The organism is Bradyrhizobium sp. McL0615 (genome assembly GCF_049993905.1).
Classification (GTDB): domain Bacteria; phylum Pseudomonadota; class Alphaproteobacteria; order Rhizobiales; family Xanthobacteraceae; genus Bradyrhizobium.
This window is the reverse complement of sequence record NZ_CP188254.1, coordinates 3,832,063-3,844,363: the sequence shown is the minus strand read 5'-3', so window position 1 is coordinate 3,844,363 and position 12,301 is coordinate 3,832,063. Positions and strand designations below refer to the sequence as shown.

11 protein-coding genes and 1 pseudogene are annotated in these 12,301 nt (G+C 60.3%); 6 read left to right on the top strand and 6 right to left on the bottom strand.

From position 1 onward, the window contains the following. Positions 1-125: 125 nt before the first annotated feature. Positions 126-497 carry a Crp/Fnr family transcriptional regulator gene (locus ACPPVP_RS18065; protein WP_426536630.1) on the top strand — a complete coding sequence of 124 codons (372 nt, stop codon included), beginning with the start codon at positions 126-128 and terminating at the stop codon, positions 495-497. Between the two features lie 237 nt (positions 498-734). On the opposite strand, the gene ACPPVP_RS18060 is transcribed toward ACPPVP_RS18065, so the two are convergent. The 3 genes from ACPPVP_RS18060 to ACPPVP_RS18050 all read right to left on the bottom strand — a co-directional run bounded on the left by ACPPVP_RS18060 (position 735) and on the right by ACPPVP_RS18050 (position 4,033). Further along, complete coding sequence (locus ACPPVP_RS18060) at positions 735-2,069, bottom strand: AmpG family muropeptide MFS transporter (protein WP_426536628.1); 1,335 nt, start codon at positions 2,067-2,069, stop codon at positions 735-737. Positions 2,070-2,109: 40 nt separating this feature from the next. Further along, positions 2,110-2,985: an alpha/beta fold hydrolase gene (locus ACPPVP_RS18055; protein ID WP_426536626.1), complete on the bottom strand. Its 876-nt coding sequence runs from the start codon at positions 2,983-2,985 to the stop codon at positions 2,110-2,112. 127 nt (positions 2,986-3,112) lie between these two features. After that, positions 3,113-4,033 (bottom strand): alpha/beta fold hydrolase, encoded by a 921-nt coding sequence (locus ACPPVP_RS18050; protein WP_426536624.1) that lies wholly within the window; start codon positions 4,031-4,033, stop codon positions 3,113-3,115. A 150-nt stretch (positions 4,034-4,183) separates the two neighbouring features. On the opposite strand from ACPPVP_RS18050, the gene ACPPVP_RS18045 reads away from it, so the two are divergent. After that, positions 4,184-4,372 carry a hypothetical protein gene (locus tag ACPPVP_RS18045; protein ID WP_426536622.1) on the top strand — a complete coding sequence of 63 codons (189 nt, stop codon included), beginning with the start codon at positions 4,184-4,186 and terminating at the stop codon, positions 4,370-4,372. Positions 4,373-4,448: 76 nt separating this feature from the next. On the opposite strand, the gene ACPPVP_RS18040 is transcribed toward ACPPVP_RS18045, so the two are convergent. After that, on the bottom strand, positions 4,449-5,876 hold the full coding sequence (locus ACPPVP_RS18040; protein WP_426536620.1) for a TAXI family TRAP transporter solute-binding subunit: 1,428 nt from the start codon (positions 5,874-5,876) through the stop codon (positions 4,449-4,451). Between the two features lie 413 nt (positions 5,877-6,289). On the opposite strand from ACPPVP_RS18040, the gene ACPPVP_RS18035 reads away from it, so the two are divergent. The 4 genes and pseudogenes from ACPPVP_RS18035 (at position 6,290) to ACPPVP_RS18020 (ending at position 10,919) form a co-directional block, all read left to right on the top strand. Further along, positions 6,290-6,697, top strand: a complete 408-nt coding sequence (locus ACPPVP_RS18035; RefSeq protein ID WP_426536618.1) for an Hsp20/alpha crystallin family protein — start codon at positions 6,290-6,292, stop codon at positions 6,695-6,697. Positions 6,698-6,705: 8 nt separating this feature from the next. After that, positions 6,706-9,081 (top strand): endopeptidase La, encoded by a 2,376-nt coding sequence (lon, locus tag ACPPVP_RS18030; protein ID WP_426536616.1) that lies wholly within the window; start codon positions 6,706-6,708, stop codon positions 9,079-9,081. Positions 9,082-9,100: 19 nt separating this feature from the next. Further along, positions 9,101-9,286, top strand: a pseudogene (locus ACPPVP_RS18025) (DJ-1/PfpI family protein); the annotation flags it as partial. A gap of 1,240 nt (positions 9,287-10,526) precedes the next feature. Further along, positions 10,527-10,919 (top strand): hypothetical protein, encoded by a 393-nt coding sequence (locus ACPPVP_RS18020; protein ID WP_426536614.1) that lies wholly within the window; start codon positions 10,527-10,529, stop codon positions 10,917-10,919. A 230-nt stretch (positions 10,920-11,149) separates the two neighbouring features. Here ACPPVP_RS18020 and ACPPVP_RS18015 read toward each other — a convergent pair whose 3' ends face one another. Further along, the gene (locus ACPPVP_RS18015) at positions 11,150-11,713 is read right to left on the bottom strand and encodes a DUF1003 domain-containing protein (RefSeq protein ID WP_426536612.1); all 564 of its coding nucleotides are present in this window, start codon (positions 11,711-11,713) and stop codon (positions 11,150-11,152) included. Then, complete coding sequence (locus tag ACPPVP_RS18010; protein ID WP_426536610.1) at positions 11,713-12,171, bottom strand: low affinity iron permease family protein; 459 nt, start codon at positions 12,169-12,171, stop codon at positions 11,713-11,715. Before ACPPVP_RS18010 ends, ACPPVP_RS18015 begins: the two co-directional genes overlap by 1 nt. Positions 12,172-12,301 lie beyond the last annotated feature (130 nt).

Below are 12,301 nucleotides of genomic sequence, written 5' to 3'. Positions count from 1 at the left end.
GAGGTAGAGGAAGTTGCCCTGGTCCGGCCAAAGCGACGCGATTGACCCGTAACGGACATATTGGCGATGTATCGGGGCGTTCGTAATGCTGCTACGATTTGCTCGTTCATGTTGTGGGAGTTGGTATGGCGGCAGATACGAGCTTCAGCCTCTTAACTGGCAACGATATCGAGACCCGCCGAGTAAGAGCCGGGGATGTCATTTTCCGCGAAGGCGAGAAGGCGGACGAGCTTTTCGTTATCAAGAGCGGTTATGTTCGCATTCAAGTCGGCAACAGAACGATGGCCGATCTTACGGTTGACAATATTTTTGGTGAAATGGCTCTGATTGACAGCGAGCCGCGGAGCGCGACTGCCGTGGCGATCACCGACGTTGAGCTGGTTCCCATCTCGGAAAAGCAGTTTCTTTTTCTTGTAACCCAAACCCCGTATTTCGCCCTCAAGGTAATGCGGATCCTCGCACAACGATTAAGGGTGACGAGTAAGTCGCTTGATTGATCTTCCCGCGCCGAAATACTTGGACCGAGGGTTTTGGTTTTTTCGGGTCTCGGCTACGAACGTTACATGTCTGGATTTGGCACTTTTGAGACAAGCCTGCTTGCCTTCTGGATGTCTGCTTTCGGGGGAGGATCGGAAGTCGAGCGATCCAAAGGTCGGGGGAAAAATCCGCACCTCCCCAGTAGCTGCTGTCACCTGACTTAAGTCTTGCATCCAACGGTCAGCGCCGAAAACGCTCTAATGTCCTGCGCCGACCCGGATCGGCGCCTCGTCCGATATGCCGACGCGGTACCACACAAAGCCGGCCAGCGCCGCTACCGGGATGCCGATAAGCGAGGTCCAGATGAAGAACCAGACGAAGCCGGTATGCTCAATCACGAAGCCCGAGAATCCGGCCAGAATGCTGCCCGGAAAGGCGCAGAGAGAGGTCAGCAGGCCGAACTGGCTGGCCGCATGCTCCACCGACGAGATCGTCGACATGTAGGTGATCAGCACGATCGACGCGAAGGCGTAAGCGAACCCCTCGACGCCGACCGCGAGCGCGAAGGTCCAGAACGCGTTGCCGCCATCTCCGCCGTGCGCTGCAAGGAACGCAAGCGCGAGATGCGAGGCCGAGCCCGCGACCGTGCCTATGATGAGGCTCGACATCATGCCGATGCGCGGGATCAGCCACGCGGCCACGAAGGTGCCGCCAAGCGCGATCCAGAAGCCGAAGACCTTGGTGACGGTGGCGATATCGGTATTGGTGAAGCCCTGGTGCTTAAACAGCGGCACCGCCATCGCGCTGGCGATGTAGCCCGGCATGCGGAAACCCGCGACGAGCAGCAGGATCGCGACCGCCATCGGGCCGAGCCGCCTGAGGAGGTCGACGATCGGGGCCCAGATCGTCGCGATGAAGCCGGTGTGTGGCTTGTGGGGCTTCATGTCGGAGGGCGGTTCGGGCGCGAACAGCGTCGCCACGATTCCGACCAGCATCAGGGCCGCCATGCACAGATACGCGCCCTTCCAGCCGATACGGTCGGCGAGGTAGAGCGCACCCGCACCTGCCGCGAGATTGCCGACGCGCCAACCGATCTCTGTCCACGAGGACAGCACCGCCTGTTTCTCCGGCGGGCGCACGCTCGTGATACGCCACCCGTCGAGCACGAGATCGAGCGTTGCACCCGCGATCCCGAGCGCGACGGAGAATCCGACGGTCCACCAAATCCAATGACCGGGATCGCCGAAGGCTATACCGGCCAGCATGGCTATGACGGCGAGAATGGCCACGATCAACCAGCCGCGCCGCCGCCCGAGCACACGTCCGATCAGCGGGGGAACGTATTGGTCGAGAAATGGCGCCCAGAGGAACTTGAACTTGTAGGCCAGGGTCAGTTCGCTGAGCAGGCCGATAGTCGCCAGCGGCACCCCTGCATCGGTCAGCCAGGCCGATTGCGTGGAATAGGTCAGCAGGAACGGCATGCCGGACGTGAAGCCGAGGCCCAGAGCCGGGGCAATGCGCCTGTCCCTGATGAGGGCCGACCAGAAGGGAATGCGCTCGGCGTCGATACTCGCGGTCGTCGTCGATTGCATTCCAACTCCTCATTGACAGCCGGCGGTGATTTCAACCGCGCTACGCCGTCTGATATCGCTTCAGGAAAGTGCGCGCCCGGTTGATGGTGCGCGCCTTCAGCTCCGGCGGGTCCTTCCAGGGAAATACCGTGATTTCGGCATTCGGGCAGAGCGAGGCGACAGCGATCGACGCCTCCAGCGGATGCGCGTCGACGTCATCAGGTAGTACCAGCATCGACGTCTGGCATGATCTCGCGAAATCACGCGATACGCTGTACACGAAATCGGGCCGCAGGCGGTAAAGGTTGTGCAGATATGCCTCGATGGTCTCCATCGAGACCTCGGGCCGGCGCTCGCGCAGTTCCTTGGCCCAGACGGTCTTGCCCGCGTCGTACATGTAGTCCGGCTTCGACGGTTTGTGCCCGACCGGCTGGCTCAATATCGCCGCGGCAATGCGCTGTGGCGCGCGTTCCATCAGCTTCATCGCGAACGGGCCGCCGATGCAGTTGCCGAAGAAAGCGAACTTGTTGATGCCGAGATGGTCCATCACGCCCAGCTGGTCGTCGGCGAACGCGCCCCAGGGGTCGTCGACAGGCACTGGCCCGGAGGACTCGCCGCCCGTGGCGTTGCGCTGGTCCATCGTGATCACGCGGAAATCGTTCTTGAAGTCCTCCGGAATGTTGATCACCGCACGCGCCCACACGGCGATACAGGAGTTCAAGCCGCCGCCGGGCGTCGCCAGCAGCGGGAAGCCCGAGCCGATCTCGGCATAACGGATGCGGACATTGCCTTTCTCGTAGAAACCGAGCTTGGCGCCGGCCGGCAATCCCGAAACAGCCGCCGCCGGCTGCGCCTGAGCGAATACCTGCGGCACTGCGCTTGCCGCCGCGGTGGCGGCAGCGTTTGCAAGAATGGTACGTCGGCTCGATTTGGTCATCGGCTCCCCCTTTGTGCAGGGTCCGTGCAAGCGGCGCCAGCACATGGGCCGCCGCAACAGTTCCCAGGATATTTTGACCGCTTTTTGATTGTACCACAGATCAGGCGGTTGGGCGCGGGGGCCCAAGTCAGTCGTGAGACAGGAAGCCGAATACAGCTGCATTAAAGACGGGAGTGTTGTCGATAAACATGTTGTGCGCGGCGTTGGGCACAACAATTGGCTCGGCTATTGGTTTGCATTTTCGCACTGCCGCCGACATTGCAGAAAAATTCTTGGGGCTGTTCTCCCCATGCAGGATCAAAATTGGGAAGCTGAATTTTGCAACCTGCTCGCAACTCGTTGCAGGAGCCAAGCCCATCTGCGCCGCGGTAGCCAAGTTGTCGAACAACCGTTCTCGTTGCGCCAGGGTCCGCGTAGCCCAAGCACCGGGCGCATTGAGCGAGTCGACAAAGACCTGCGCAGCAAGCTCGGCATTTCCGCTCGCAAGATTTTTACGAAGCGTATCGATGCGATCTTGGGTCATCTGCGCCAGCCTTTGCGACTCGGGTGTGCTGGGTAGCATCGACTCAAATCCAACCGGGTCAGCCAGGATCAACGTCTTGATGACCTCCGGATGAGTCTTCGCCACATTCACGGCAACACCGCCTCCTCGTGAATGGCCGAGCAGATGCACCTGTCCAAGGTTCAACTTCCAGATCAGCGCCGCGACGTCGTCGGCATGTTGCTCAAAGGAAAAGTCGTTGCCGGTGCCGTCCCACTTTTCGGGATAGTAGTGACGCAAGCTAACCGCGATAACATGAAAGCGCTTGGCAAATGCCGGAACGATAGTAGTCCAGATTCTGTAGTCGGTCAGCGCGCCATGCACCAGAACCATGTTCGGGCCAGAGCCCGCCTCCTGATACGCAATGTCGTAACCGTTGACCTCAACTGACTTGATACCCTCCGGCAATGGCCACCGTGGCTCGGCGTTAGCCTGCAAGTTCAAACAGACGAAATAGAACAGGACGAGAGTGAGTGCCCGACAAACTACAGAACGGATCGAATCCATGGCTCCGTACTCCGGCTCTTCTTTGAGGTGACAAAAAGATTATTTCAGTTCCAAATGTTGATCAACCTTCGCTGGCCGAGATGGTCAAAGCACAGTAGCCCTCCGGGACAGGCTGCGTATCCTCGATCATGGAGACGATGGAGAAGGCCCATGGCTGCCTTTAATGCTGTTCGTTTCAAGCCGGAAGGCGACCAGCACTTTCTGAATGCTCACGACAAGATCGGGGCAACGTGGTCGGGTCTACTCCACGCCAATATCGTCAAGACGGGCGATCACTCTTATTGCATCATCGCTGAGTGGGAAGACATGAACGCTTGCATCCAAGCGCGGCGAATATGATCGCCACACGTAATCCTTTTCGCGCTACACTCGAAGACCTCGGCGGCGGATCCCCACGCTGTCGGCACGAGCACCATCATCGTTGAGACGTGAAGCTGTTGCCTGTCGCCGCACCGCGCGCGGATTCGGGCGTGTTCGCTCGCAACGCCGCACGTCTCTCGACGAGAGCGTGATTGAACAGTTCGAGCACCAGACTAAAGGCCGACAGTTCCTCTTCCTCGATGGCGCCGTCATCATAACATTCGAGTGTTTCACTTATGATGGCGTCGACCTCACGCTGCATCGCCAGAAGTTCCTGGTCGGATTCTGCGGTGCGCACCTTCGAAACCATAGCCAGGATTGTAGCGCGATGTTTGGTGTTTTCCTGCCTTTCGTCCCGATTGAAATAGTGACGCAACCAGGCGCCGGCCGAACCAATTCCGGAGAGAAGCAGGAGCGCAAACCAGAAATAATCGCCGTACTTGTCGAGGAAGGTGCGCTCGGTGCCGTCGATGACGGCTGCCGCTCCCCGATGCACCGGCAGCCCGGTGTCTTTTTCAGTATCCGGTTTGGTAACGTGTGCAGCGCCAGGTACTTGGCTGGCAATCGCCTGACGGACGGCAAACAGCTGCCGGAAAAATGCCGCCGCCGTCGTCTCGGACAAAGCCTTTCGCGCCATAATGAGGTGGCTGACGCTAACCGTCTCGACCTTGTCATCCGGCCAGGCCGGATTCGCATTGAAGACGCTCGGTGGAATTTCCTCGGATTCGTAGCGCGGGTACTTGAGGGCGATGGCTTCCGACGCATCGATCGCGAGGAACTTCGGCTCGCCTCGTGACCGGACCGTAGCGGCGATGGCGTCTGCGGTGATTTTGCTGTCGAGCGGACCGACCGCCATAAATGCATCAAGCGTCGGGTCCCGCGCCAGCTCCTCGATTTGGTCTGTGCCAAATTGCGTTTCCGCGACCTTGTCCGCATCAACGCCGGACGCGCTCAGAATGACCCGCAGCAACGCAGCGTTCGCTGGCGTCCGGCCGATCACGCCGACCCTGTGCCCTGCGAGACCGCCGATCTCCTGGATTTTCGGCACGGGCTTTCTTTTGGAGCTCTTTTCCGCAAGCTCAGAAGGCGCCCACAGCACGGCGAAGTTCTTACGCACGATGGCGACTGTCTGCGCGTCCGCCGGCATCTCCAGATCGCCACGACCGACCGCAAGATCGGCGTTGCCAGCACCAAGCAGGCCAAGGGCTTCGACGGCGCCGTCGGTCGTAACAAGAGACAGTCGGACTGTCCTGCTCTCGCTGGCGAAGGTCCTGGCCATCGCCTCAATCACTTTGTGATCGTCGCTTCCCGGCGGTCCGACGGCGATCCGAAGAGTTACCGGCCGCAAGACGTAATACAGTGCGCCCGCGGCGGCCCCAAAGATAAGAAATCCAACCGCCAGGACCAACAGTAAGGTGTTGCTCCTTCTCCGCCGTCGGCGGGCTCCGTCACTGGCTTCTTTTGCATCATCGGACGGGGACATTTCCGCTGCCGGTCGGAGATCAGAAGCACTTCCTGTTTTTGCAGGAATACCACGTTTCCAAGATAACGTCGCTGCAGCGAAGTTTGTTTCAAGAGTTGAATAGCAGTTGGCGGCCTGGATAGAATCGCTGGCGCGTGGCGAAGGGTTGCGCGCGACCCAGTTAGGTCGGTGAGCAGTGGTCGCTTTTGGATCGTCGATGTCGAATGCGCCATAGACGCACGCTAGTTCAACGAGCTGCAGCGGAGGCTGACCGGACGTAACGGAATCCGGCAGCGGACAGAAGCCTGCATTTCAAGAGCCCCTTCCTACCGGAATTTCACCGCCGCACGGGTTCCTACCCCCTCTCCGCGGACCTATAATCCCGCAGCCGCCGCCCGTCCAATAGATGCCGGAGGCTCAGACGGAGAGATCGGATGCCGGGAAGAGACCCTATGAACTGGATGCTGTCGGAGGCCATAGAACAGCTTTCCCGCGCCGAGCGCATGCACCGGCAGTTCTTCAGCCTGACTGCGACGGCAGAGCCACGTGGGTCGACATGGGAGCCGCCGATTGACGTCATCGAGACCGACGACGAGGTCCTTATCTTCGTGGCGCTACCCGGCGTCGATCCGGACGGCGTCGAGGCCGTCATCGCGGACGGGATCCTCGTTATCCGAGGCCAGCGAACCCTGCCCGCCGAACTGCGCCACGCGCGCATCCACCGACTCGAATTGCCGCAGGGTCATTTCGAGCGCCGCATCGTGCTGCCGGCCGGCTGCTGCGACGTCAGCCGCTTCGCGGCCAACGGCTGCATCGTTCTCCGCCTCGCAAAGACGTTTTGAGGGCCAAGATGGATTCCGAAGAAACTAGCCACTCCACCGCTCGCCCTGAAGCCGAAGTCCGGATTCCGAGCGACGCACTCATCATCGTGCCGGTCCGTGATGCCGTCATATTCCCGGGCACCGTCGCGCCGATCACCATCGCCCGGCCGCGATCCTTGGCCGCGGCCCAGCAGGCTCTCCGCGAACAACGGGCCATCGGGATCCTCCTGCAGCGGAAACCTGAAACTGAAGAACCGGCTCCGGACGATCTGCACCGCGTCTGCACGGTCGCCAATATCGTCCGCTACATCACCGCCCCCGACGGCACGAACCATCTCATCTGCCAGGGCGTGCAGCGCGCCCGGATCGTCGACTTCTTGCTCGGAACGCCGTTCCTCGCCGCACGCATCATTGAGATTCCGGAGCCTACGGCGACGTCTCCGGAGATCCAGGCGCGCTTCCTCAACCTTCAGCGTCAGGCCGTTGAAGCGATCGAACTCCTGCCGCAGGCGCCGCCGGAGCTGCTTGCCGCCTTCCAGTCGCTGACGTCGCCGTCGACGCTGGCGGACATGGCGACGTCATACCTCGACATCAAAGCGCAGGAGAAGCAAGAGATCCTTGAGACGATCGACGTGTCGAAACGCATGGAAAAGGTCTCGCAATTCTTGGCCGAGCGCCTCGAGGTGCTGCGCCTCACCAACGAGATTGGTCAGAAGACCAAAGCCACGTTCGACGAGCGCCAGCGCGAAGCGATCCTGCGGGAACAGATGGCGACCATCCAGCGCCAACTCGGCGAGGGCGACGGCAAGGCGCAGGAAGTCGCCGAACTGACGGAAGCCATCGCGAAGGCGCAGATGCCCGCCGAGGTGGACAGCCAGGCGAAGAAGGAGCTCCGCCGATACGAACGGATGCCCGAGGCCGCGGGCGAGGCCGGAATGGTCCGGACGTACCTGGACTGGCTTGTCGAGCTTCCTTGGACCGTTCCGGCTGAGAAGCCCATCGACATCGCCGAAGCACGCCGGATCCTCGATGAGGATCATTTCGGACTTGAGAAGATCAAGACGCGCATCATCGAATATCTGGCCGTGCGCAAGCTCGCGCCCCAGGGCAAAGCGCCCATCCTCTGCCTCGCGGGCCCGCCCGGCGTCGGCAAGACTTCGCTGGGTCAATCGATCGCCCGCGCCATGGGCAAGACGTTCGTACGCGTCAGCCTCGGCGGCGTGCACGACGAGGCCGAAATCCGCGGCCATCGCCGCACATACATCGGCGCTCTCCCCGGCAACATCATCCAAGGTATCAAGAAGGTCGGCGCCCGCAATTGCGTGATGATGCTCGACGAGATCGACAAGATGGGCCGCGGCGTACAGGGCGATCCGTCGGCCGCGATGCTCGAGGTCCTCGATCCCGAGCAGAACTCTACGTTCCGCGACAACTATCTCGCGGTTCCCTTCGACCTTTCTCGGGTCGCCTTCATCGCGACCGCGAACAACCTCGAGACGGTTCCGGGGCCGCTGCTGGATCGAATGGAGATCATCAGCCTCCCCGGCTATACTCAGGACGAAAAGCTCGAGATCGCGGAGCGGTATCTGGTGCGGCGCCAGCTGGAAGCGAACGGTCTGAAACCTGAACAGGCCGAGATCGAAACCGAAGCGCTCCGCCTCATTATCAAAGGCTATACGCGGGAGGCCGGCGTCCGCTCGCTCGAGCGCGAGATCGGGCGTGCGCTTCGTTTCGCGGCCGTGAAGATCGCGGAAGCCTCGTCGAGCAAGGTCGCGATCGAACCCAAGGATCTGGTGACGGTCCTCGGACAGCCCCGCTTCGAAGGCGAGATCGCGTTACGCACCAGCGTACCCGGCGTCGCGACCGGGCTGGCGTGGACGCCGGTCGGCGGCGACATCCTATTCATCGAAGCCTCGCGCGTGCCCGGCCGCGGCGGCCTGCTGCTCACGGGCCAGCTTGGCGACGTCATGCGCGAGAGCGCACAGGCAGCGATGACCCTGGTCAAGAGTCGCGCCTCCGAACTCGGAGTCGACCCTGCACTCTTCGAGAAGAGCGACATACATGTCCACGTCCCCGCCGGCGCCACGCCGAAGGACGGTCCGAGCGCAGGCGTCGCCATGTTCACCGCATTGGCTTCGCTTCTGACCAATCGGACGGTGCGCAAAGATACCGCGATGACTGGCGAGATTTCCCTAAGGGGCCTAGTTCTTCCGGTCGGTGGCATCAAGGAGAAGGTCGTCGCCGCAGCTGCAGCGGGGCTTACGCGGGTTATGCTCCCTGCCCGCAACAAGCGCGACTACGACGACATCCCGAAAGGCGCCCGCGAGGCGCTCGAGTTCATATGGCTCGAGCACGTCGACGAGGCGGTCAAGGAGGCATTGGAAGCCGATGCGATAAAGGGTTGACCGTGCGATAAAGGGTTGACCGGTTGCAGAACGCGTGGTTGTGGACGGAAGCTATGTATTCGCTGCGGAGGTCACGGTAGACATCGACGGAGCACTGCGCCCCGCCACCGAATTTCCTGGCGACGACGCTGCACTGGCAATTCAACTCTATTTGGAATATGCGCCGGAACCGCCGTTCGACAGCGGCACGCCCAGTTCCGCTCCTCGGGAACAGCGCGGCTTCTTTAGGAGCGAAAGGCCGCGCAACGCGCGTGGGCCTTCACTTCGGTTTCGGTTAGCTGGAGTGCGGGCGCTGCCATTATCTAGCAGCCCCGACGGCAACGGGATCAAGGTCCACCGGCTCTCCCTACCATCCGATGCCGCCGCAAAAACTCTGGATCTAGCCAGCGAAGTCCGGGAACTCCTGTCCTCGCGGAGATACTTCACGCCTTCAACGGCGAGCCTCCGCGTGGTGTCCTTCTTATCTTTCAAGAACGCAGTCAGACGCGCACGCGCAGCTTGCGCTTCGCAGCTGATAAGGTGACCATCAGGCCGTACTTGCGCATGACCTGTGCGATAACCTCCTTCATTGCGGCTCACTCGTAAAAGAATTGCAACGCATTGGAACCACGGTTCCATGAGATAATTGAGCTGGCAAATTTCGGGAGGTTACGATGGACCGCGTCACCCGCTGTTTGCACTGCGGTAAGAGAATGGTACCGGCCCCCAGCCCCACAGGACGCACAGAATTGAAGTGTGTGTTCTGCGACAAGCTAGACCCGATGGAGATGCCGGAGCCGGTTAATTGGGCCGGCGGTCCGCTCGCCGCCCCCATTTCCGAAGAGGTCCCTTAAAAGAGCAGGCTCGCGAAGGGCGTTCTGAGGTCTTGCCGCAGTAGTTCGATCAGCTGGTGGGCGGGGCCATACCGGCCCAAATCGCTACCGGCGCGCGAGTATCACACCGACCAGGAATGCGGTTGCCAACGATTGGATAGGCGCCCTGCGTGTAGCCGCGCTCAACCCGTTGAGCACCCTCGGACGAGGCGCGACTTCTTCAGCAAGATCCCGGGACATGCCGCGGATGGCGTCCACAGCGTTGTCTATTCTTTGCTCAGCGCCGACAGTTGACTCAGTCGAATCATCCCTTGTCATGAAGGCCAAAACGCGCCCGAGATGAACGAGTTCCGATGCTGAGAGCAGCATGGTGCCTTCTCAGGCCTTCAGGGCGCCGTTCCCGAAGCCCGGGACCAGGCTGACGCGCTGCCCATTTCTTACGGTTAGGGAAGGATTAAGATCGCCCCGGGCGGTCACGTATCGATGTCGAAAGCTGAGCCGCACTCTTCAGCGGAAGAAAATTCCGGCCCGACACCTGTCATTAAGCACGCCTCGACGGACTTATGATCCGAACTCACGCGTTGAACGTTGTAGAGTATTCTGCGCGCGTTGGCGCTAAATGGAGAGATCAGTTTGCGCGAAGGAGATTACAGCGTTTGGTTTCGGACGCCGAGCGGTACTGGTACCGCGCTCGTAGCCGTAAAGAACGGGCGGATATCTGGCGGCGATGCCTTCATTGAGTACGAGGGCTGGTATCATCTCGACGGCAAGAATTTTGAAGCGGTAATAAACACAAAACGCCACACGGAGGGTCCGCCGACGTGGTTCGGGATCGACGAAGTCGTGATCCGGGTCTCAGGCAAGTCCACTGGAAGAATTGCCGCGGGTGCCGGCACTGTCGATCAATGCCCCGGACTGCCGCTCGGTGTCACGTTGATGTGGATCGAAAACGAGACTCCTGAACGCCGCATCGACTACTCGAGAATCGAACTTCACCCCGAGCGATTGCCAAGCCCCAGTCGATAGTTGGGGTAGCCGTAGGTCTGACTGGACGCCTTCCATCGTCCCGGGCCGGGCCGATCAGACGATCTACACAGAATGATTTTGGCGGCCGGGCATGCGGACCTGGAGGCAGCCATCGTTGGTCTCCTGGAAGCTCAATTTAGCAATCCGATCCGTGTCATTGCATTCAACGCCGCGGAACGATGGTCGAATTAACGACCTCTGCGCATCGTGTACGGCGCCCCGCTGCGGACCTAAGTAGATCGCGCAGCTTCGGATCCGTCACCCTCTTCGTTAAGCTTTTCCGTTTTCTCCCGCTCTCTCAAATCGCGAGCGATTTCGTCAACTGAGGTTTCGCGGGCGAGCTCATCGGGCGTGCAATCTTCGTCATCCTCGACATCCAATCTTTTTGCGATCCGCTGCAGTATGCGCAAGGACCGGGTCGCTTCCCGTTCGGCAAGGAGGCTGATTTGGAGTTCGAGGTGATCGCGCCGTTCCAACGTCCGGTCAATAGTGCTCTGGCGGATCAGCACGCAGGAAGTGAGCAAAACAGCTTCGAGAGCGAGGATCGTCGCGAGCAAGGGGAACGGATATTCATCGAAGGCATTTTGCTTGAAATTGAGATTGAACGCGATCCAGCAGAAGACAAGAGCGCACTGAACGCTAATAAACTGGATCGTGCCAACAAACCAGCCGACCCAGTGGAAAACGCGATGATGGACGGCGAGCATCTCTTCGTCTCGCTTTTCGAGACGCACGACTGCGTCAATATTCTCTGCGGCGGCTGTTTGAGATTGACCACCTGTTGCGGGACGCATCAGTTCGCGACCCGTTCGGCGGCACGGAGCGCGGACTGCCGCGTTTTGTCGACAGTCTCGTCACCGACTTTTTCGGCGCGCGCCCGCGCCTCGCATTTGTCGCGCAGATCTTCCAGTTCGTCGTCGGTCAGATGTTCGATACCAACCAGTGAATTTCGGGCCGCACCTACGCGGATCAGTTCGTCAAGCTTGACTTGAATGGCCGCACTATCACGGTTCTGCGAGTTCTGAATCAGAAACACCATAAGAAAAGTCACGATAGTCGTGCCGGTGTTAATGACCAGCTGCCAAGTGTCAGAGAAGCCGAACAACGGGCCGCTGACAGCCCAAACGACGACGATGCTTGCCGCGAGGATAAAGGTCGAAGCCCGACCTGCGGCCAGGGAAGTTTTATTGGCAAGTTCGCCGAAAAACTTTGAAATGTGAGACGATTCTTTTGCGCGCTTTTTGCCGCTCATATTCGTCGCCCCTTTGGCAGCCCGCGGGTAAAATCGGTACGGGACCCCAAAGTTCCAGCACGTAGGAACTATCTGCAAGCGTGCACATTATTGCGGCAGATAGCGCTCCGCGCTGTCATTTTGGAGCGAA